This is a genomic window from Paenibacillus favisporus, from assembly GCF_040545415.1.
Classification (GTDB): domain Bacteria; phylum Bacillota; class Bacilli; order Paenibacillales; family Paenibacillaceae; genus Paenibacillus_AQ; species Paenibacillus_AQ favisporus.
Genome location: NZ_JBEPLV010000001.1, coordinates 1,673,807 through 1,694,986, shown reverse-complemented (window position 1 = coordinate 1,694,986; position 21,180 = coordinate 1,673,807). Strand labels below are relative to the sequence as shown.

17 protein-coding genes are annotated in these 21,180 nt (G+C 52.6%); 9 read left to right on the top strand and 8 right to left on the bottom strand.

Annotation, left to right across the window (positions count from 1 at the left end; genetic code table 11):
- The first annotated feature begins 6 nt into the window (after window positions 1-6).
- Window positions 7-663, top strand: coding sequence for a carboxylesterase family protein (locus tag ABID47_RS07870; RefSeq protein ID WP_354495589.1), 657 nt, complete (start codon window positions 7-9; stop codon window positions 661-663).
- Between the two features lie 66 nt (window positions 664-729).
- Here ABID47_RS07870 and ABID47_RS07865 read toward each other — a convergent pair whose 3' ends face one another.
- Window positions 730-2,454, bottom strand: a complete 1,725-nt coding sequence (locus ABID47_RS07865) for a glycoside hydrolase family 2 protein (RefSeq protein WP_354495588.1) — start codon at window positions 2,452-2,454, stop codon at window positions 730-732.
- Window positions 2,455-2,768: 314 nt separating this feature from the next.
- On the opposite strand from ABID47_RS07865, the gene ABID47_RS07860 reads away from it, so the two are divergent.
- The gene (locus ABID47_RS07860) at window positions 2,769-4,409 is read left to right on the top strand and encodes a catalase (RefSeq protein ID WP_354495587.1); all 1,641 of its coding nucleotides are present in this window, start codon (window positions 2,769-2,771) and stop codon (window positions 4,407-4,409) included.
- A gap of 32 nt (window positions 4,410-4,441) precedes the next feature.
- Here the strand turns inward: ABID47_RS07860 and ABID47_RS07855 are convergent, their stop codons facing one another.
- A complete protein-coding gene (locus tag ABID47_RS07855; RefSeq protein WP_354495586.1) occupies window positions 4,442-4,849 on the bottom strand; it encodes a winged helix-turn-helix transcriptional regulator in 408 nt (135 codons plus the stop codon).
- 161 nt (window positions 4,850-5,010) lie between these two features.
- On the opposite strand from ABID47_RS07855, the gene ABID47_RS07850 reads away from it, so the two are divergent.
- Entirely contained in the window at window positions 5,011-6,141 is a 1,131-nt protein-coding gene (locus ABID47_RS07850) for a Gfo/Idh/MocA family protein (RefSeq protein ID WP_354495585.1), read from the top strand.
- A 110-nt stretch (window positions 6,142-6,251) separates the two neighbouring features.
- A complete protein-coding gene (locus ABID47_RS07845; protein WP_354495584.1) occupies window positions 6,252-7,208 on the top strand; it encodes an acyltransferase domain-containing protein in 957 nt (318 codons plus the stop codon).
- 367 nt (window positions 7,209-7,575) lie between these two features.
- On the opposite strand, the gene ABID47_RS07840 is transcribed toward ABID47_RS07845, so the two are convergent.
- Window positions 7,576-7,932, bottom strand: a complete 357-nt coding sequence (locus tag ABID47_RS07840) for a VOC family protein (RefSeq protein ID WP_354495583.1) — start codon at window positions 7,930-7,932, stop codon at window positions 7,576-7,578.
- 157 nt (window positions 7,933-8,089) lie between these two features.
- Here ABID47_RS07840 and ABID47_RS07835 point away from each other — a divergent pair, with 157 nt between their 5' ends.
- Complete coding sequence (locus ABID47_RS07835; protein ID WP_354495582.1) at window positions 8,090-8,479, top strand: MerR family transcriptional regulator; 390 nt, start codon at window positions 8,090-8,092, stop codon at window positions 8,477-8,479.
- Between the two features lie 204 nt (window positions 8,480-8,683).
- Here the strand turns inward: ABID47_RS07835 and ABID47_RS07830 are convergent, their stop codons facing one another.
- The gene (locus ABID47_RS07830; protein WP_354495581.1) at window positions 8,684-9,274 is read right to left on the bottom strand and encodes a CGNR zinc finger domain-containing protein; all 591 of its coding nucleotides are present in this window, start codon (window positions 9,272-9,274) and stop codon (window positions 8,684-8,686) included.
- Window positions 9,275-9,406: 132 nt separating this feature from the next.
- On the opposite strand from ABID47_RS07830, the gene ABID47_RS07825 reads away from it, so the two are divergent.
- Window positions 9,407-9,820, top strand: coding sequence for a nuclear transport factor 2 family protein (locus ABID47_RS07825; protein ID WP_076165324.1), 414 nt, complete (start codon window positions 9,407-9,409; stop codon window positions 9,818-9,820).
- 73 nt (window positions 9,821-9,893) lie between these two features.
- Here the strand turns inward: ABID47_RS07825 and ABID47_RS07820 are convergent, their stop codons facing one another.
- From ABID47_RS07820 to ABID47_RS07805, 4 genes are all read right to left on the bottom strand, one after another.
- Window positions 9,894-10,271, bottom strand: coding sequence for a hypothetical protein (locus ABID47_RS07820; RefSeq protein ID WP_163874752.1), 378 nt, complete (start codon window positions 10,269-10,271; stop codon window positions 9,894-9,896).
- A gap of 206 nt (window positions 10,272-10,477) precedes the next feature.
- A complete protein-coding gene (gene cstA, locus ABID47_RS07815; RefSeq protein WP_354495580.1) occupies window positions 10,478-12,271 on the bottom strand; it encodes a carbon starvation protein CstA in 1,794 nt (597 codons plus the stop codon).
- 265 nt (window positions 12,272-12,536) lie between these two features.
- Complete coding sequence (locus tag ABID47_RS07810; protein WP_354495579.1) at window positions 12,537-13,274, bottom strand: LytR/AlgR family response regulator transcription factor; 738 nt, start codon at window positions 13,272-13,274, stop codon at window positions 12,537-12,539.
- Window positions 13,267-15,039, bottom strand: a complete 1,773-nt coding sequence (locus ABID47_RS07805; RefSeq protein WP_354495578.1) for a sensor histidine kinase — start codon at window positions 15,037-15,039, stop codon at window positions 13,267-13,269. Before ABID47_RS07805 ends, ABID47_RS07810 begins: the two co-directional genes overlap by 8 nt.
- A 1,100-nt stretch (window positions 15,040-16,139) precedes the next feature.
- Here ABID47_RS07805 and ABID47_RS07800 point away from each other — a divergent pair.
- The 3 genes from ABID47_RS07800 (at window position 16,140) to ABID47_RS07790 (ending at window position 21,169) form a co-directional block, all read left to right on the top strand.
- The gene (locus tag ABID47_RS07800) at window positions 16,140-17,927 is read left to right on the top strand and encodes an ABC transporter substrate-binding protein (protein ID WP_354495577.1); all 1,788 of its coding nucleotides are present in this window, start codon (window positions 16,140-16,142) and stop codon (window positions 17,925-17,927) included.
- 175 nt (window positions 17,928-18,102) lie between these two features.
- Window positions 18,103-18,942, top strand: a complete 840-nt coding sequence (locus ABID47_RS07795) for an AraC family transcriptional regulator (RefSeq protein WP_354495576.1) — start codon at window positions 18,103-18,105, stop codon at window positions 18,940-18,942.
- Window positions 18,943-19,195: 253 nt separating this feature from the next.
- A complete protein-coding gene (locus ABID47_RS07790; RefSeq protein WP_354495575.1) occupies window positions 19,196-21,169 on the top strand; it encodes an ABC transporter substrate-binding protein in 1,974 nt (657 codons plus the stop codon).
- Window positions 21,170-21,180 lie beyond the last annotated feature (11 nt).

Genomic DNA, 21,180 nt, shown 5'->3' with positions numbered 1-21,180 from the left:
AAGAGTATGAGTCAAAGTGCCAAGAGGCTGGATATAGAAATTACGAAGCGGGTCAAACTGGACTATTTGCTGCACCTGCCTGAAGCCTATGAAAGCGAGCCTGAGACAAAATGGCCGCTCATCCTCTTCCTTCACGGTTCGGGGGAGCGCGGGAGCGATGTGGAGCTGGTCAAGGTGCATGGCATTCCGAAGATCGCGGATCAGGATCCGCAGTTTCCGTTCATCGCCATCTCACCTCAATGCCCGGAAGACTCGTTCTGGGCGATGGAGGAAGACGCCTTGATGGCTCTCCTTGAGGAGGTGGAGGATCACTACCGCGTGGATCCAAAGCGTATTTATTTAACGGGATTAAGTATGGGCGGTTACGGTGCATGGCAGCTGGCTGCGATGTATCCAGATAAATGGGCGGCTGTCGTCCCGATTTGCGGAGGAATGGAACCGAAATATGCCGAGCAGATCAAGGATATCCCGATTTGGGCCTTCCATGGGGCTAAGGATGATGTCGTTCCGCTATCGGAATCCGAACAAATTGTGAAGGCGCTGGAAGGGATCGGCGGGAACGTGAAATTTACGGTGTATCCGGACGCGAATCACAACTCATGGACCGAGACCTACGCCAACAAGGAATTGTATACCTGGCTGCTCAGCCACTCATTATCTTAAAATAACAAAGGATGGATATGCCCGGTGCAGTGCCGGACATACCCATCCTTTTTAAGTGTGCAAACATCATGATTCATTCGATATAACGTTCTGCGACCCCTTGAAATATCGTTTAACCACATCGTACGCAAGCTTCGGCCTGCGATACCGGTCGACGATGCCCTTGCTGTTTTGGGCCCCTGCCCGGGACAACAGCCAGCCGGTCGCATCGGTGACACGGCAGTCGCAAAACTGCCAAATATACATGCCGGACAGGAAGGGGCTTGATGTGTATGCAGCCAGGTTCGCTTCAATGATATCCGCCTGCCGCTCCTCCGTGCCGCGCACCCTCGCTTTGTCGCGCAAACCATAATATCCATCCCCGCCGAACTCGCTCATGATCATCGGCTTGCCGGCGCCGCCGGCCCGGTCGGCCCATGCCCGCGCCTGTTCACAGAGAGCCTTTGGATCCTCGTCCGTATACCAGCCGGGATAAAGATTAAAGGAAACGATATCCGCCAAATCAAAGCAGAGCTCCCGCTCCCTGTGATGCGAAGCGAACGTCAGCGGACGGCTGGCGTCCAGCGCTCTCAGCTGCCCTAGCTGCCGGCTGTAGTGCTCACGTCCTTCCTCGGTATCGCTGGCACATTCGTTCAGGATCGCCCACAGGATAATCGAAGGATGGTTGTAATGCTGTTCCACCATTTCGCGGTTGACTTGTTCGCACTGCCAGACGAAATTGGGATTGCGCATTTGCTCCAAGGACAAGCCTCTCGCATGATTTTCCTCCCACACCAGGAAACCTAGCTCGTCGCATAAATCCAGAAAACGTTCGTCGTTCGGATAATGGCTCGTCCGGACAGAGTTGGCACCCATATCACGCATCAGGTCGAGATCATGCAGCATCAAAGATACGGGAAGAGCCGCTCCGGCCATCGGATGATCTTCATGCCGGTTGAAGCCTTGGAGTACCACATCTTTGCCGTTCACCTGAAGTTTGCCGTCTCGGGTGGTCACCGTCCGGAATCCGACCCGTTCGATCAGATCATCAAGAGGCGAGCTACCCGCATCCTTGTCTTCGTACAGCCGGACATGAAGCTGATACAGCGATGGCTCTTCCGGCGACCAGGAAGAAACGTCCGGAAAGGCAAACGACTTCTGCAGCTTTTTTTCGGCCCCTGCCGCCAAGGTGACGGTTCCAAGCGAAAAATCGATTCCTGCGAGAGTACCGATTACCTTGACCGTTCGCTCCATGTCATTCGGATTGCTGACGACTGCGCAGACCTCGGCACTCCATACGCCGCTTTTATATTCAGGTGTGAAATAAAGCTGCCTCACGTAAGGGCTATACAGCTCCTCAAGGACCACTGGGCGGATGATCCCCCCGTAGGTGTAATAGTCGTTTGGAATATGCAAGGCGGATGCTTCGCTGAAACGGTTGTCGGCTGCGACGATCAGCGTATGCTCACCCGGCCGTACATCCGGAATGACCACATCAAACGCAGTGTAGGCGTTATAATGCTGCTCAACTTTTACCCCGTCCCAGTAGATGTGGGCCGTGTGGCTTACCCCTTTAAAAATAAGCCGGACAGATGCTTCCCTCCGGATATTTACGATCGTTCGATAGGCGCCAACGCCTTGGTATGTACTGAAATCGGGATGCGTCTCCCAGCAGGATGGCACCGCCATCCGGTAGGGGAAGGACTGACCGGCCTGGACGGACAAATCGGGTTCGTCGACGACGGTAAAATCCCAGGTGCCTTCTATAGTGCGGCTGACGCGGACTTCGTGGTTTTGAAACATCCTCTCCATTTCGGTTGCTCCTCCTTGATCAACTTACGTACCTATTTCTAATCCCTTTCGCATCACTTGATTTGTGTCGAGTGCGGGCGTGGGCTGTTCGAGACTCACGCTATTGGACGCGCTCAGAATCATGCTAAGCGATTTCAGTCGGGGGATCAATCGGAATAAATTGATGTAAAGTGGATTTTCTTGATGTCCGGACTTTCGTAGCGCGGAAGGCTCAAGGCATAAAAACGGAATCGGCTGGAAACGCTACTTCATATCTTTGCCATCTAAAATTAACCAGCCTTTGTGTATATAAAGACGAAAAGGAGAACAGCAGCATGGACCAACAACAAAAGCCTATGGAGCACGGCACTTCGGTGACCGGTTCCGGCGATGCCCTTGACCACCGCATGGCTCCGGGCGAAGACGAAATGTCTCTCACCACGCGCCAGGGCCATCCGGTGAAGAACAACCAGAACATGCGGACGGTGGGAAGCCGCGGACCGGCAACGCTGGAAAACTATCAATTTATCGAGAAAATCACGCATTTTGACCGCGAGCGCATCCCAGAGCGCGTCGTGCATGCAAGAGGAGCCGGAGCGCACGGATACTTCGAGGCCTACGGCAAGGTTGGAGATGAGCCGGTATCCAAGTATACGCGGGCGAAATTGTTCCAGGAAGCGGGCAAACGAACGCCCGTCTTCGTCCGTTTCTCCTCGGTTATTCACGGCGGCCATTCCCCGGAAACGCTGCGTGACCCGCGCGGCTTTGCCGTGAAATTTTACACCGAAGACGGAAACTGGGACCTGGTCGGGAACAACCTGAAAATTTTCTTTATCCGCGACGCCATCAAGTTTCCCGATATGATCCACGCTTTTAAGCCGGATCCGGTCACAAACATCCAGGACAACGAGCGGTTCTTCGATTTTTGCTGCAACTCGCCGGAAACGATGCATATGGTAACGTTCGTTCAATCCCCATGGGGCATTCCTGCGAACTACCGGCAGATGCAGGGGTCCGGGGTGAATACCTACAAATGGGTAAATGCCGAGGGAGAAGCGGTATTGATCAAGTACCACTGGGAGCCGAAACAGGGCATCAAAAATTTGACCCAAGCCGAGGCGGAAGCCATTCAGGGTAAAAACTTCAACCATGCGACCCAGGACCTGTACGAAGCGATCGAGCGCGGCGATTACCCGGAGTGGGAGCTGTTCGTGCAAATTTTGAGCGACGACGACCATCCCGAGCTGGACTTCGACCCGCTGGACGATACCAAGCTGTGGCCGAAGGAGCAGATTCCTTGGCGTCCGGTCGGCCGGATGGTGCTGAACAAAAATCCGGAGAACTATTTTGCCGAGGTGGAGCAGGCAGCGTTCGGGACCGGCGTGCTCGTCGACGGGATGGATTTTTCCGATGATAAAATGCTTCAGGGACGTACACTTTCGTATTCGGATACCCAGCGCTACCGCGTCGGACCGAATTACCTGCAGCTGCCGATCAACGCGCCGAAGAAGCGGGTGGCCACCAATCAGCGTGACGGCCAGATGACGTATTATGTAGATAAAGCGCCTGGACAGAATCCTCACATCAATTACGAACCGTCCTCGCTGAACGGTTTGAAGGAAGCCCCACGGAAGGAAATCGACTACATGCCGCATGTCGAAGGCAAACTGATGCGGGCCAGCATTGAACGAACCAACGATTACAAGCAAGCCGGGGAGACGTACCGTGCATTTGACGATGTTGAAAAGAACGAGCTGATCAGCAATCTGGTTAATGCGCTGTCTTCCTGCAGCCCGGTCATACAGGAGAAGATGATCCACCATCTGACCCAGTGCGATGAGGAATACGGCCGGCGCGTCGCCGAGGGGATCAAGCAGCATGGCTCGAGCAGTCATCATGGCCCACTGGGCGCCACTCATACTCATGAAGCGGTGGAGGATGCCGAACGGAAGGGCCACAGCACCGACTCGTATTGACACCATCCATGCATCTAAAAAAGCACGCATACCTAAACGGTCTGCGTGCTTTTGTCTGCCTTAAACTTTTCTCTCGCATCGTAATCTTTCCGGGCTTGTTCGATCTGAGGATAATACTCGTTCAGCCAATGATTTAGCTGGCGCAGGTAGGGGATCAGGCTCTCTCCCATCGGAGTCAAGGTATATTCCACCACAGGCGGAACCTCGGGAAGGACGCTGCGCTCAATTAATCCGTCCCGCTCCAGTTGGCGGAGCGTCTGGGTCAGCATTTTTTGGGAAATGTCGGCGATGCTTCGCTGAAGCTGACCGTACCGTTTGGTGCCTTTTTCCAATACGAAAATGATGAGGACCGCCCATTTATTCGAAACGATTTCCAGTACACGCCGAGCCGTGCAGGACGTTACCGAAAATGCGGGTTCCGCTGCTCTTATGTTTTCCATCATCCACCTCCTAACGCACCTGCGGGTTCGTAACGAACCGAAAAGTGCCTTCTTTTCACATTGTACTCACTGTATTAATCTATGTCTACCAACCCGAAAACCCATCCACAATTTGCCAGTAGTCGGGTGGATCCCTTATCCACTTTTTAGGAGGCTTAATTATGAATATAAATCATCAACCTCTTCGTGTCGGAATCATCGGTGCCGGTTTGAACGGTGCGTGGGGAGGCCGGGCACACATTCCGGCGCTGAAGGCGCTGCCCGAGTTTATGGTGACCGCCGTCGGTACGTCGCGGCAGGAAAGCGCAGAAGCGAGCGCAAATCACTTTGGCATTCAGCATGCCTTTTCCGATCCGCTTGAGCTGGCCCTGCATCCAGAGGTCGATTTGGTGACCGTGTCCGTCCGGGTTCCGGAGCATGACCGGCTGATTCGCGCGGCACTTGAGGCCGGCAAGCATGTGTACAGCGAGTTCCCGCTCGGACGGACGACCGCGGAATCGTCAGCATTGCTGCAGGCGGCCCGCGACCGAGGAGTTCGCCATTTCGCCGGGCTGCAGTCGCGCGCCAATCCTGTCATCCGCTACGTCCGGAAGCTTTTGGCAGAAGGTTACGTCGGGGATGTGCTTGCCGTTCACGTTAATTACGCCATACCGACGTATCCGATCCGTTCCAAGCAGATCGACCAGAGCCATGTTTATTTGCTGGACGATGCGAACGGAGCCAATCAGCTGACGATCGCCGGCGGCCATCTTCTGGATGGGATCATGTATCTCTTTGGTCCATTTTCCGAAATATCGGCCATATTGAAGACGCAAGCGCGGCAGGTCCCTGTGGAAGAGACGGGTGAAATCATCCGTGCGTCGGCACCGGATCATGTCGTGGTTAGCGGGATTCTGCCGGGCCAGGCCGTTTTCAGCTCCCACATCCGCAACGCGCACGCGGGAAGCTTCGCGATCGAGATCAACGGCACGAAAGGGGATTTACACATCCGCTCACGTCAAAACTTTATGTTCCAAATCGATGATCTGATCGTGCTTGGCACGCAGGGGCGGGGAGAGCTGAAGGAACTGACGCTGCCCGGGCATATCCATCTGCCTCCGGCAGAGCTGATGGGAACACCCGCTTTCAATGTGGCGGGCATTTACCAGCAGATCCACCGGGATCTGGCGAAAGACACACACGAGGCGCCGGATTTTCAAACCGCACTTGCGGTTCACGAGCTGCTGGACCAAGTGCGGAAGGCGGGGGAGACAGGGACAACCGTGCGGCTAGAACCCGGTTATGCGGTTTGATCAAGGGCCACCGCTTGTAAGGGAGATGGACGGAGGAAACATGAAATGGTAAGTTGGTAGAAGAATAACATCCTCAAGACTTTTTCTACCTTACGGAGGTCAATTCGATTATGTCAAAATCCGTCGTTTTCTTGTTTCCCGGTCAAGGCTCCCAATATTACCGGATGGGAATCGAACTCTACGAACGGCATTCCGGATTCCGGGAATGGATGAACCGCATGGATCGGCGGCTGTACCAGTCGACAGGCAGGTCTGTCGTCCTGGAATTGTACGGCAGCGGCCGAAAATCAGAGGAACCGCTGGATCATTTATCCTACAGCCATCCGGCCATCTTTATGGTGGAATATGCATTGGCGCAGGTGATGATGGAAAACGGAATCGATCCAGATCTCGTGCTTGGGACGAGCTTGGGCGAATTTGCGTCCTGCGCCGTTGCCGGCGTCATCGATTGGGAAACGGCTTTGGAGCTTGTTGCGAATCAAGCCGATGCGGTCCAGAATACTAGTGAGCCTGGTGGCATGATCGCCATCGCAAGTGATCCCGCGATGTTCACGCAAGCCGCAGAGCTTCATACGAATACCGAGCTGGCGGCCGTCAATTATCAGTCCCACTTCGTCGTTTCCGGTACAGCCGAAGGGATCCGGCAGGCGGAAACGTATTTACAGCAAAACCGGATCGCTCACCAGGTGCTGCCTGTACGCTACGGCTTTCACTCCGCAGCCATCGACGCTGCAGAGACGGCTTATAAACCTTACCTGAATGGAATCCATGTGAACCGGCCGCAGGTGAAGCTGGTTTCCGGCCTGTACGGAATGGGCATCACGTCATTATCTTCAGACTATGTCTGGGATGCAGTTCGGCATCCGATCCGGTTTCGGGAAGCGATGCAGCGCCTAAACCCATCGGAGCATATTTGCGTTGATCTAGGGCCGTCCGGAACGCTGGCCAACTTCACGAAGCATTTGTGGAAACAAGGATCCGGCGCTCACGTTTACAGCGTGCTCAGTCCTTTTCAAAAAGATCTGGACCGGCTCCAAACGACGATACGACGAATACAGAAAGCATAGCGTAGAACGATTTCAACCCATTCCCGTCTGCGGGGATGGGTTTTTTAAGAGATCAGAAAGTACAAGTTTCGGAGCTTCCGCTTCCTGATCTCGCAAGAAAAATTTTCGCTAAACGCGGTCTGTCATCTTTGAAAGGTACGTCGGTAGACGTTTTTTTTATGAAAAGAAGTGTGATTCAAGTATTCACGAATGACGCTGGGCAGCATCAAAGAGGTTGGGAATAGCATCTAATTAACGTAATATTTATTATGTAAACCTAATATCATTTTCTTTTTTAAACATTTATCATTTATGAGTATTGACTGGTTATTATGAACATTGGACCAAGCACGGAAAAAGAGAAACCCGGACAATAGCGGGCGATTACCTAATCATGATGTTGAACGTATTCAAAAATTTCGCCATCCGGATGCTGTACCGTAAAATTTGTGCCCGTTGGAACTTTTGTGAGATCCCGGATTATTTGGCAGCCTGAACTCTTTAGGTAGTCATAAAACTCATGAATGCTGTCCACCTTGAATGTTGCCTTGGTCTTACGGAATGGCTCCAATGATTGATTCGATCCAGCCAAAATCAAAATGTTGCCCACCGATGCTAATTCCAATCCCGCTGCTTCATACTTGAATCTAAAAGTTGAAACTTCACTCAACAAGTTCTCATAGAATTTAAGGGACGTCTCCATATCATTCACATACACTCGTGTGTACACTTGAAGTACCTTCATCCTGCATTTCTCCTCTCTTTCTGACACGATTCTGAAAGCAAAAGTATTTCATGTCATTAATATTAAATTGATTCTATCACCTCATTTCGATTGACGTTCCCCTTGACCTGGAGTCAGCTCCAGCGTTTACAATAAGGGGGAAAGGCGGTGATTTTCTATGTATAACATTCGGGAAGCTTCCACAATGACTGGATTTAGTCTGGACACACTACGTTATTATGAAAAAATGGGACTGATCCAACCAGCTTCGCGTGGAACGGGTGGTGTCAGGAGCTATAGCGATGCAAATGTCCACCAAATTTTATCGATCAAATGCTTAAAACAGAGCGGTTTGTCGTTGGAAGACATTAAGGATTTTATTGCCGACGGGCAGTGTTTCAGAAACAAGGAAGCTCTGGACGATGAAGAGATGAAGTTAACCCAAAGCCGGATGTCTATTCTAGCGGCCCAATTGGACCGGTTGGAGGAGCAGCGGCAGGCGCTGGACCAAACGATCGCGGAGGCACGGACCAAATTGGACTATTACGAAAAGCTTATGCAATCCTAACGAGGAAAAAATGATTATTGTAAGGTTAAACTCGTGGAGCCAGGACATTTTGAAAGTGCGCCTTGGTTATCCGCGAAATTAGCGGTTAACATAATATATATTACGTAACCACTTCCTTTATTGTGTCCCCGTAGAAATTCAATGTAATGCAAAAAAAGTTTGTTTGGTTCGTATTGGTGTTTGTGCTGGTGGTGGTGTTAGTGACTACATATCTTGATTGTGGTCTTTTTTGGCCTGGTTTCGCGCCACTTTGATCCGGTTTCCGCAAATCTTCATGGAGCACCATTTCCGTCGTCCCGAACGGTCAACATAGAGCAGGACGCATTCGGGATTGGAACACCGATGAAGAAACGCCAATTCACCGGCTTCCAGCAGCCGGAGCGCATCCAGGGCGACCAGGGACAGGATCGCATCGATATCAGAGCCTCGCGGAACGGGAACGAGTCTTCCGTCGATGAAGTGATAGGACAATGGAGCGTTGGCAATGCACGCTTCCATGAGGCGGATCCATGAGCGGGTAACCTCTTGGCCGTCAGCCAGCCGCTCGTACATGTCTCTGACGACAATCCGAAATTCTTTAACTTTATTCAGCGCTTCTTTCGTGATCTCCGATGATGCATGCTGAAGTGAAGGCAGACTTTCCTTCATATGTAATGCTTCAAGCCAAGCGGTTAGATCTTCCGGACGGATCAGTAAATCATGGCGGATGCCTCTGCGAACAAGCTCGGTGTTGACCAAATCCAGTGAAGGATGACCAGAGAGCAGTGGAAACGAACCTGTATTATTTAACGTCATGAAATTTCCTCCAACTGACATTCTGTTTAACTAACCTAATAATAATGGATTGACAGGTTAATGGAAAGTACATATCATACTAACCATAACAACTGCATTTTTGTGGTTAGTTCATATCGTGAGGTGGAGTCCATGTCTAATATCATTAAACCCCCGTTTAACCATGAGTCAGCGCTTGCCAAGGTAAAAGCTGCCGAGAACGCCTGGAATACAAGAAATCCGGATCAGGTGGCGATGGCTTATTCTCCCGACTCGGAGTGGAGGAATCGCACCGAGTTTTTTAAGGGAAGGGAGGCTATCCGGGATTTTTTGAAACGAAAGTGGGCGAAAGAACTGGATTACAAGCTCATGAAGGAGCTATGGTGTTACACGGACAATCGCATTTCGGTGCGTTTCGAGTATGAATGGCGGGACGCAGACACGGGACAGTGGATGAGAACGCATGGGAACGAGCATTGGGAGTTTGATGAAGAAGGGCTGATGCGAAGACGGGATATGAGCGGCAACGATTATCCGATTCAGGAATCGGACCGCAGGTACAGATGATTCTCGTTACAAGCAGCAAGGGCGCCAACCGAGTGGATGGACGCCCTTGCATAAGTATTCATGTCATTATAAATTAACGTTTCAGCTCAGTAATATGAAGTGAAATCGAGGTTTCGTCCGAGTTTTCCAGTGCTTTTCTGTTCAGCAGCAGGTCTTGCAGGTAGGAAGATATTTTGGAGTCCAGTTCTGTGATAATGAGCGATTTCATGGTTTCAATGTCCTCATGTGCACAAAAGGTGTGGCTTGAAATCAGCCCGTTCGCGTATGCCTTGGTGTCGTCATGGATCACACCGAGCTTTTCTTTATACACTCTCTTGACGCAGGCATCTTCTGATTTAATTTCGTAATAACGCCCGGTTTCCTTCAGGAGCTTCCATTCCTTGACGCAAACGACAAGTTGATCCTTATGCACAATGCCGGACACCTTAAATAAACGAATCGAGTTATTCATGTAATTAATTACTTCCTTCTTCCTGTATAATCATGATTTCATGCAGCCTCAGAATGGCCGCTATACATATTATCACTCCTTGATATTGGAAGCAAATGCTAATTATTGGCTTGCCATGTCAGGGGATGATTCAAAAAAAGCCGCCAGGCCTTTAGTGGAGGACCTTGCGGCAGGTTGGTATGCAGATGAAAAAAATTTTAGACGGATTACGGAATCAACGATCCATGGTGTAACGTCGGCGAGCTTAACAGCTCCATCCATTTTTTGATGGCTGTGATTAAAATAATGACGCCCAAGATCAGCATAATGATCGAAAGCACACCATTGAGAACGTTATACCCCGAAGCTTGCGGGTTCAAGTACACATGACGTACCATCCAATAACCTGCGTAGTTCACCGTAACGTATAGATACGCTAGCGGCACGATGCATGTCAGAGCGTAGATCGGCTTATCGGCGATTTTCAAAATAACGGTTGCTCCGATAATCAAGCCGATGGAAGCCATGAGCTGATTGGAGACGCCGAACAAGGCCCATACCGAACTGATATCACCGGAAAAGAGCAAGTATCCCCACATGAAGCAGGCGAGTGCACTCGCAAAAATATTGCCGGGCAGCCAATCGGTCCGCTTCAGCGGTTTATAGAGCTCGCCGAAAAAGTCCTGGATCAGATAACGGGAGACGCGGGTCCCCGAATCGATCGCGGTCAGAATGAACACCGCCTCAAACATGATGACGAATTGGAAGAAAAACGGTGCCAGATGGCTGAACCACGGAATTTTTGTGAAAATATACGACATGCCGACCGCAAGCGTGACCGCTCCGCCGGTGCGGCCTTCCAGATCCATTCCGATTTCCTTGCTCAGCTGCGGCAGGTTTTCCACATGCATCCCAAGCGTCTGGAACACGGCCGGGGCGGAATTGATGGCGAAATAGTCGGCCGGGTGCAGCGCTGTAGCGGCGATCAGTGCCATGATGCCGACCACGCATTCGACGAGCATCGCTCCGAAGCCGATAACCTTGATGTCGGTCCATTGATTGATCATTTTCGGCGTCGTCCCGGAGCCGACGAACGCATGAAAACCGGAAATGGCTCCGCAGGCGATCGTAATGGAAATAAAAGGCCAGACAGGACCTGCAATGACTGGACCCCCGCCTCCAGCAAATTCGGTAAAAGCCGGGAAGCGGATCACCGGGTTAATGACAAACACGCCGGCAATAAGGGCAACAAACACGCCGATTTTCATAAAGCTGCTCAGATAGTCCCGGGGAGCGAGCAGAAGCCATACCGGCAGCGCCGCTGCAAAGAAAGCGTAAATCGGCAGAATCACGGCCAGCGTCTTGGCATCCAGCGTCAGCCATTGGGCGAAGGACGTTTCCTGAATATAAGGACCGGCAAATACGCCGATCATAAGCAGAATAAATCCTGCGGTGGTCGCGGTCTTCAGCTTGCCGGTTTTTTTGTAGTACAGGCCGACGCCCATGGCGATCGGAATCGTAATGCCGACGGCGAAGGTACCCCAAGGGTTGTTTTCGAGCGCATGGAGCACGACCATGGACAAGCCCGCCATCGTAATAATGATGATGAACAGCATGGCCAGACCCGTGCAAAAGCCGGCGACCGGTCCAAGCTCATCCTTGGCAACTTCGGACAGCGACTTGCCTTGCTTGCGCATGGACGCGTACAGCACTACCGCGTCATGAACCGCACCGCCGATGACGGCTCCGATCAGCAGCCACAAGAGGCCGGGCAAGTAGCCGAACTGGGCGGCCAGGATCGGCCCGACCAGCGGCCCCGCGGCGGCGATCGCGGCGAAGTGATGGCCGAAGGTGACCCATTTGTTCGTCGGTACGTAGTCCTTGCCGTCCTCGAGGTCATGGGCCGGCGTAGGCGTGCTGTTGCTGAGCTTCAGCACCTTGGCGGCCATGAACGTCCCATACAGGCGGTAGGCGATCATGAGAATACAGATGGATGCTATGACGATTGTAACCGCATTCATTTTAGGAGTTCCTCCTTTATTCACACCCCGCTAGTACGGGTGAAGAGATTTTATCCGTACTATACCTGATGAAAACCGATTCAAGGTGTTTTCAGGCCGAAAAGTCGGGAGGAAAGGATGAACGGCCAAAAGAAGGCGGTGAATGGCAGGCAGATATATTTTCGGGTGAGCCCCCACAGGATAAGCCAGACAGGAAAGGGACTGCCGGCCATCTGCCGCCGTTAAAGGAATGATCTCAGAAAGAGGATTGATTGTTAATCCTCAGCTACAATCCGAGCAGCTGCTTCAGTTCCTTGGTGAAGGATCGGCTGACGGGAACCTTGGATTCGTCTTTCATGACGAGAATACAGGCAGAGTTGAACCACGGCTGAATTTCGGTGACCGCGTTCAAGTTCGCCAGGTACGACCGATGCACCCGGACGACGGAAGTTCCGGCCAGCCGGCGCTCCAGATTGACCAGCGGCTCGTTCAGCTTGTAACGGTCGCCTGTCGTGACCAGCTCGCTCTTGCCGTCCTCGGAACCCACATAGACGATGTTGTCGATATCAATAAGCAGAATCCGCTCTTCCGCGCTGACCGCCAGCTTGCCTGTACGATCGGGTCCCAGCGGGGGAGAAGGGGCTGCCCTTTTCTCGCGGGTGGAGCGGAGCTTCATGACTTTGTCGACGGTTTTCCGCACCCGCTCTTCCTCAAACGGCTTCAAAATATAGTCCAGAGCATTGACTTCAAATGCCTGCAGCGCATACTCATCGTAAGCCGTGGCAAAGACGATATCGGGGACTTGCTCCAGAACCGAGAGCTGCTTGGCAAGCTCCATGCCGTTATCCTCCGCCAGCTGGATGTCAAGAAACACGACGTCCGGCGCCATCTCCGCAATCGATTGCAGCGCCGTCTCCAGCGAAGCGGCCTCTCCGACAATATGAACCTGTCTGGTACGCCCGAGCAGATAAGCCAGTTCGTCCCGGGCGAGCGGCTCATCGTCGACAATGAATCCTTTAAGCATGCATTTCCCTCCTATGTGCAAGATGCAAAGGCAGCGTAATCACGACTCGGGTTCCGGGAGTATGGGCATCGCTTACGATCCGGAACGAGCCCTCACTGCCGTAGATTTCCGCGATCCGCTTACGGATATTATGCAGCGCCGTGCCGGTACCGTCTTCCGAATGAACAGCCTGCTCACCAAGCCGGTCCAGCAGCTCAGCCGGGATTCCTTTGCCGTTATCTGCCGTGACAATCATGACTTCATGGCCTTTCTGGCTCGCGGCAATACATACGCTCCCTTTATGGTGGGGACCGAGTCCATGGAAGGCATGGCGCACGGCATTTTCGACCAAGGGCTGCAGCGTAAACGGCGGTATCTCCAAATTCGCCAGTTCCGGCTCGATATCGAATGTCATCTCGAATTTATCAGGGAAGCGCGCCTTCTCCAGCGTCAAGTAGGCTTCCACATGCCTCAGCTCCTGGCTGAGCGGGATCAGGATCTGCCGTGCGCCATGAAGGTTGCTGCGGAAAAAGACTCCGAGCTGAATGAGCAGCTCCCGTGCTTTGTCCGGATCGGTCCGGCACAGCGCTGAAATGGTATTGATCGCGTTAAACAGAAAATGGGGATGTACCTGCGCTTGGAGCGCTTTGACTTCGGCATCCTTCAGCAGCCTGCTCTGCATCTCCGCCTCGGCCAGCTCAAGCTGCGTGGAGAACAAGCGGCCAAGGCCTTCCGCCATTTCCCGCTGAACACGGTCCAGCCGGGCCGGGTTCGTATAATAAAGCTTCAGCGTCCCGACCGTGCCGCTCCGCACTTGCAGCGGAAGCACGATCGCAGCCTGCAGGCTGCAGCCATCATGGAAGCATTGAATGTCTTCCTTCGATGTCGCAACAGACATTCGTCCCTGTTCCAGTACGGACCGGGTAAGCTGGGTCGCCAGGCTGTGGAGCGGGACATGATGGTCCGAGCCGGCACCTACATGCGTAAGCACCTGCTCCCGATCCGTGATCGAGATCGCATCCGCATCAGTGGCCTCCAGAATGACGCTTGCCGCTTCCCGGCACGATGCCGGGTTCAGGCCCTGACGGAAAAAGGGCAGCGTCCGGTCGGCAATATGAAGCACCTGGTTCGTCTGCAGGGCGCGAGTCCGCTCCTCTTCCTGTAGGATAGACTGAATGATCAGCATAAACATCAGGGTGCCGAATCCGTTCATGACGATCATCGGCAGGGCGATGACCGAAACCAATTGAACTGCGGCGTCGAAAGGGCGGGCTATCAGCAAAATAATCCCCATCTGTACGCATTCCATCAAGATTCCGATGGCAACCGCACGCCATGGCGCGCCGGGATCGGACCTCCGGAACCGCCTGCCGATCCAGCCGGTGACCGCACCTGCGAGTATGGTAGATATAGAGCAGGCGGCAGCCGTATATCCGCCAAGCGTCAGCCGATGGAGACCGGCGATCAGCCCGGCCCCAAGTCCGACCAGCGGTCCGCCAAGCAAGCCGCCAATGGCCACGCCCATAATCCGCGTATTGGCCAGTGCGCTGTCAACCTGCACGCCAGCCTGCCAGATTTCGGAGCCGATGGCACCTCCATGAATTTCTACACCGGTATAGTTACTGATCATGCCGAACACGCCGAAAATGACGATCAGCAGCAGCTTCGCGGGAAGCCGATCCTCATGATGCAGCGTCTGGCGGAACGACGTCATCCTGGACAGCAGAAAGGCGACGATAATCAGGATGCCGACTCTTTCCAGCATAAGAGGCAATAAATAGAACATGTCAGCATCATCCTCCGCAATCGTTCGTTGTTCGTTGTTCGTTGATTTACCCGCGGAGCTAGTATAATCGGAAATTGGAGCGTTTTCAATCGGTGCTGTTTCGACAGATTGCCTCAATCATTTAACGGCATGAACGACATAGAGGGACATCAGCGGATGTCGAACCTATGAACATTTTGCGATTACCCAAGAAATAATTTGATCGTTAGGAGCGCGGATTTCCCGTTTGGGTAGAGCTTCGTTGGGTAGGGCTTCATCATCTCATTTGCCACCGCTTAAGCGAAAAAGAACATGAAGCCTAGGCGGCATATGGCGCAGTCAGGGTAACCAGCAAGCGCAACATCTCACCGAACTTAACCGTCTGACCTAAATGGGGCTAGCTTAAGTTGAAGCTACCGGAATTTCCCCTAAAGTCGTCCAAGACATGTGTACACCAGATGCGTTATGTTATTGGGTGTGAACCAGCGGCGTCATGAATCCAGTCTGCTCCAGCTGCAGAGAGAACGAATCCCAATACAATAGCACGAGAACTCCGAGTGATCTTTGGCGTACAAAATGATGTTTGTAGCCATCATCCCGGAAGCACCATTGGCTGTGTAGATCACCAAGATGCTCAACGTTCACAGCAGCAGGCCCGCGGCCTAGCTCGGCCCAGCGTTCGAAGGTCATCAGCAAAAACCCGGCTGTATTGATCACCCACGGTGACCGGTTTCCAGGGAAATGAACGGTATGGGGGAGAACATCAATTCCGCGCACATAGACATGACGAGCGAAGATTATGTAAGATCATACATAGAAGCGCAGCGCCAGTTCATACATTTTCCTCCGGAGCCGTAATGGAGCCGGAGGCAAGAAGCATCAAGGGAGTGTGTTATTTCCTCCGGAACCGGGATGGTGACGGATGCAAGAAAGCATCAAGTAAGAAGTGTTCCGTAAGATAGTAGGCGCCCGGACCTTGCCGGGGCTCAGCCGCAAACATGTTTCAATACCTCCTCTTTACGTTTCATACAAGTCAAATTATAATTTTGAAAAAGGCGAAGGGAAAGGCGAAAGCTGCAAGCTTATTTTTCACCTTTTCATGGCAAAGGAGGGGAATTCATATGGACGTTGTCCATTACTACAATAAACTGAATCAACACTTTGCTTCCGAGCCCCGAGGCTCTTCGATCCAGGTGACGATGCAGGAGCTGGAGGACATATGGGAATGCACCCGGCGAAATGCACAGCTGCTCGTGCAGAAAATGAAGGAACTGGGGCTTATTGATTGGCAGAGCGGATTGGGCCGGGGCAATACGTCGCGGCTCGTCCTGGTTGCCGATGCACAGGAGCTGCTACTGGACAAAGCCAAAGAACTGGCTTTAAAAGGACATGTCGGCGAGGCGTTCGGGCTGCTGCATGCGCATACGGATCCCTTGGCCGAATCCCAATTTTCCGATTGGCTGGCCGGGCAGTTTGGTGCGCAGAAGGCTTCCGACCATAAGGACATTCTCCGTTTCCCGTTTTACCGGCCGGTGCCCGATCTCGAGCCGCTGTTCGTCATTCGCCGCACGGAGACCCACCTGATTCGACAGATTTTGAACACGCTGGTGGAGTTCGACACGGCAGGTCATGTGATCAAGCCGGGGCTCGCCCACTACTGGGAATCGGATCACGAGTACACCGAATGGACCTTTTATTTGCGTAAAGGCGTGCTGTTTCATCACGGGAAGGTGATGACGGCCGAAGACGTTCAATTTACGTTTCAGCGCTTTGGGCAGCTGAATCCGCCGGACTGGTTCATGGCGAACTTGGCAAGGGTTGAGGTCCTCAGCGATATCAGCGTACGTTTTCACCTAAGTGAACCTAACGCCCTGTTTCTGCATCTACTGGCTTCGGAACGCTTCTCCATCGTGCCTAAGGATCTGGACCGCATTGCGGCGACCCGGGATATACGGCGGATGCCGGTAGGTACAGGCCCATTTGTCATGAAGGAGAACAGCGATAACGGCATGATCCTCGAAGCGAACGAGCGGTATTTCCAGGGCCGGCCGATGATGGACCGAATCGAGATCTGGGTTTGGCCGAACTATTTGGAGCATCTGAAGCCCGACAGACTTCAGGAACGTGACACGCAGGTGCTCTATTTTGAACCGACAGGTAAGAAGAAAACGGGAACTTTGCTGACCCGGCTCGAAGAGGGTAGTACTTATCTGACTTTTAATCTGTCGAGGGACGGAATACTTCATGACATGAAGCTTCGGGAGGCAATTCATTTAGCTATTAACCGCGAACAGATGGTCAAGGAGCTGGGAGGAAAGAGAGAACAGCCCTCCTCGGGCTTTAATCCGTATGACCATGACGAGGCGTACGGGCGGGGCGGGGAATTGATGCTCGCGAGAGCCTGCCTGGCCGAATCCGCCTACCGCGGAGAAACGCTGACCCTGTACACTTACGAAATGACCAGTAACGAGCTGGATACCGAATGGATCCGTCGGGCCTGCGAAGACATCGGGGTGAAGGTGGAAGTCCATGTGATGCCGATCCGTGAGCTCACGGATCCATCCGTCTTGAAACAAGCCGATATGATTTATGCCGGAGAGGTACTCGGTAACGAACCTTCCGTGTCTTTGATCGAAATGTACCGTTCCCATTACGGATATATCCGCAACCACTTGGACGAAGCCGCGAGGGATGGGGTAGACCGGGCGCTGTCCGAGGTTCTGGCAGAACCGGATTACACCGTAAGAAGGATTTTGCTGAGGCGGATTGAAGATCAGTTAAAGAGAGACCATCATCTGTTATTTATGTACCACAGCATCCACATCATCGGACATGATCAATCCTTAGGCGGTATTACCTTGGATACCTGGGGTAAAATCAACTACAAAGATGTGTGGGTCAAGCGCTGAGGTTGCAGGTGCATGCAAGGCGTGACGGGCGTCAATGCATGTAGAGAACCCTTTTTCAAAGCTGGCAGGGGCCATTCGTCCCCATACTTCCGCCTGACATACAGTCTTAAGGGTATGTGTTATCGTAAGGCTACCGTTTTCAACCAATTTCATTCGAAAAGGATAGGGATCGCTGATGGATATCGGATTTATGGACAGCATCGTGTATTTTCATACGAATCCGAGCGACAAGGATCAGAAGGAGGGCTTATTTCTATCCCACTCCCACCCATCTGCGGAGATTACCCTCCTCGTAAGGGGAGAGGGTTATTATGCCGCTGGGGAACAGAACGTTGAAGCACATCCGGGGGATCTACTGTTCATTCCGCCGGATCTGAAGCACAGCTACGTCTGTGTCAAAGCCTGGGAAGGCTATTCACTTCACATCTATGATCAGAACCTTCCGCCATACTGCCAGTACTTGTTGTCGCATGCGTTTTCGCAGCGTCCGGGTCCGATCCTGAAAGCGTCTTTGACCCCTGGCGCCACGGAGCGCGCGTTAGCCGGCATGCGCCAGATTGAGGAAGAATGCAGGCGGGAAGAGAAGACCGAATATTCCTATGATCTGCTGCGCAATGCTCTGGAGACACTGCTGCTCGCTTATCATACGGGAACTTGCGACCAAGCGGCTGAAGCCCTCTCGGAGCATCCTGAAGAGCAAATGATTCAGGAAGCGCTGAAGGAAATTCACCAGAATTACCATACATCGCTGAAAGTGTCGGATCTGGCGGCGAACCACTATTTGTCGGAAAGCATTTTCCGCAAAAAATTTACCGACCGCATCGGCATGTCACCTAAACAGTACATTATTTCTTTGCGAATTGACGAAGCCAAGCGGCTGCTGCACACCTCGCGCAAGCCTGTTGAATTTATCGCCTCCGAAGTCGGCTTCAGCTCGTCCAGCCGTTTCCATGACTTGTTCGTCAAGCATGTGGGCATGACGCCGATGGAATGGAGGCGCAGCGGAGAAAGTTAATGCTGTGAATAACTCGGAAGGTCCTTGTCCAAAGGGCCTTTTTGCTGTTAACAGGGGCTGTGCCAGCCGTTTGCTGGCATCTGGTAAAGAATGAATATAAAAGTTTTCGACCGTCGAAAACGAAACGATTCTATACATTTTCGGGAGAGTATGTAAGCGTTTTTATGAACTTGATTTTGAAATCGTTCGCTATAATAGGGAATACTCCAGGAGCCAATCTTCTGGAGAAGATAACCTAGACGGGAGGAACTGCATGAACGTCTTGAGCGGACGCAAAAGATTATCAGGCCTTTGTTTAAGCATTGTGCTCGGAGCCGTAATGATCGTCTCAGGCTGCGGCACCTCAGCTCCCGGCCTGGTCGACCGGCTCAGCGCCGGCGAAGTGAAAGATATGCAGCAGCCGGTTCCGGATGCGCAGATCAAGTACAACAAGGACAAGATTTTCCACGTCTTGGGCGGATGGCCCAAGCCCCCGCTGTACCAAGGCAACCCGTTCGGCTCCGGAGGAACCGGGGATACGAACAACCGCTACATGTTTGAGGGCCTCTTCTTCTTTATCCGGTCAATGAACAATGTGTACAACCGGCTGGCGGAATCCTCCGAGGATACCGAGCAAACGACGACCGTACATCTGCATCAGAACGTAAAGTGGCATGACGGCGCCCCTTTTACCAGTAAAGATGTATGGGCGTACTACCGGCTGAACAACGGGGCCGAAGTGACGAAGTATTTGACTTCGATCGAAACCCCCGATGACTACACCGTTGTTTTTCACTGGATGAACCCTGCGCCGTATCCTGAACTTAGAAAGCTGCTCCTCGCCCAGGATCTCCAGGGCCAAATCCCTTACCACATCTACAAGAAATACGTGGATAAGGCCGATGCTTTGCTGAAAGTAGCGAAACCGCTTACAGACAAATCCAAGGACGGACCGTTCAACTTGGATATTACGGATGAGCTCAGCAAAAAAATCGCCCTGAACTGGAATGAATTCACCCGTGCGGGCCCGAAAATTCCGGTCGGCACCGGACCGTATAAGTTTGAAAAAGTGACGACGACCGATATGCTGTTGGATAAGTTTGAAGATTACTGGAGACCCGATGCGGTCCATTTTGACAAGATCTGGATCAAAAATGTGCCGGAGCTCTCGGCCCAATACGCTCTCGTCAAGGCCGGCAAGCTCGACTGGTACGACGGCACCCCGCCGAAGGACATCCTGGAATCGCTGCTGAAGCAGAACAAAGATCTGGTTCACTACCGGATGTATGATCCGGCGAGCGTGGGGCTGATGTACAACATCCGCAACAAGCCGTTCGACAACCTCAAATTCCGGCAGGCGCTGACCTATGTGCTGGATAAGAAAAAGCTGCGTGAAATCGGCAACTTTTACGGCCAGGAATACCCGAAAATATCGATGACGGGCATCATGCCTTCGTCACTCGAAAAAGAAGTCGACAAATCCGTCCTTGATCAGATGACCGATTATACGACGAACCTGGATAAGGCGGCCGAGCTGCTGAAGGAAATCGGCTGGACCAAAGGATCCGACGGTTTGTGGCGCGATCCTGACGGTAAGGTGCCTTCCTTCATCATCGGTGCGCCGAACAACTGGGCACCCGGCGTGAACTCGGCGCAGATCGCCGCGGAGCAGTTCACTAAATTCGGTATACCTACGAAGCTGAAGGCTGTGGACAGCACCATCTACTTCTCCAACGCCGACAAGGGACAGTACGATATGTCCATGGACTGGGTTGACGTGTCCTGGGGCTTCCAGAATCCGTGGAGCTCGATGCGGGTGCTGTTCTGGCAGGGAACGAAAACGAAGGTCGGCTTCCCGAACGTCAAGAAGAAGGACGCGGACGGCAACGAAGTCGATACCGGCAAACTCGATCTGAAGCTGAAGGGCATTGACGGGAAAGTATACGATATCGACAAGGAGATGAAACGGTTCCCTTATGTTCAGGACGAACAGGAGCGGCGCAAAATCATCGACAACCTGGCCTGGATCGCCAACGAAAACTGCTGGGGCGTGAACTTCTTCCAGAACGCCACAGGCGCCTGGCTGAATACCAAAACGATGTCCGGGAACTTCCCGATGATGGACCAAATCGTTCAATACAACCGGGATATGCCGCTCGCTACCGATCCGGATGAGCAGCTGGCCATCACCCACCTGAACCACGGCTTCAACTCAACGTACATGCCGGAAGAGTATTGGCCGAGATAACGGCCGCACAA

Bases quoted from the DNA above. Each gene is read 5' to 3' on its own strand.
- ABID47_RS07870 (WP_354495589.1), top strand. From the start codon at position 7: ATGAGTCAAAGTGCCAAGAGGCTGGATATAGAAATTACGAAGCGGGTC.
- ABID47_RS07865 (WP_354495588.1), bottom strand. From the start codon at position 2,454: ATGGAGAGGATGTTTCAAAACCACGAAGTCCGCGTCAGCCGCACTATA.
- ABID47_RS07860 (WP_354495587.1), top strand. From the start codon at position 2,769: ATGGACCAACAACAAAAGCCTATGGAGCACGGCACTTCGGTGACCGGT.
- ABID47_RS07855 (WP_354495586.1), bottom strand. From the start codon at position 4,849: ATGGAAAACATAAGAGCAGCGGAACCCGCATTTTCGGTAACGTCCTGC.
- ABID47_RS07850 (WP_354495585.1), top strand. From the start codon at position 5,011: ATGAATATAAATCATCAACCTCTTCGTGTCGGAATCATCGGTGCCGGT.
- ABID47_RS07845 (WP_354495584.1), top strand. From the start codon at position 6,252: ATGTCAAAATCCGTCGTTTTCTTGTTTCCCGGTCAAGGCTCCCAATAT.
- ABID47_RS07840 (WP_354495583.1), bottom strand. From the start codon at position 7,932: ATGAAGGTACTTCAAGTGTACACACGAGTGTATGTGAATGATATGGAG.
- ABID47_RS07835 (WP_354495582.1), top strand. From the start codon at position 8,090: ATGTATAACATTCGGGAAGCTTCCACAATGACTGGATTTAGTCTGGAC.
- ABID47_RS07830 (WP_354495581.1), bottom strand. From the start codon at position 9,274: ATGACGTTAAATAATACAGGTTCGTTTCCACTGCTCTCTGGTCATCCT.
- ABID47_RS07825 (WP_076165324.1), top strand. From the start codon at position 9,407: ATGTCTAATATCATTAAACCCCCGTTTAACCATGAGTCAGCGCTTGCC.
- ABID47_RS07820 (WP_163874752.1), bottom strand. From the start codon at position 10,271: ATGAATAACTCGATTCGTTTATTTAAGGTGTCCGGCATTGTGCATAAG.
- cstA (WP_354495580.1), bottom strand. From the start codon at position 12,271: ATGAATGCGGTTACAATCGTCATAGCATCCATCTGTATTCTCATGATC.
- ABID47_RS07810 (WP_354495579.1), bottom strand. From the start codon at position 13,274: ATGCTTAAAGGATTCATTGTCGACGATGAGCCGCTCGCCCGGGACGAA.
- ABID47_RS07805 (WP_354495578.1), bottom strand. From the start codon at position 15,039: ATGTTCTATTTATTGCCTCTTATGCTGGAAAGAGTCGGCATCCTGATT.
- ABID47_RS07800 (WP_354495577.1), top strand. From the start codon at position 16,140: ATGGACGTTGTCCATTACTACAATAAACTGAATCAACACTTTGCTTCC.
- ABID47_RS07795 (WP_354495576.1), top strand. From the start codon at position 18,103: ATGGATATCGGATTTATGGACAGCATCGTGTATTTTCATACGAATCCG.
- ABID47_RS07790 (WP_354495575.1), top strand. From the start codon at position 19,196: ATGAACGTCTTGAGCGGACGCAAAAGATTATCAGGCCTTTGTTTAAGC.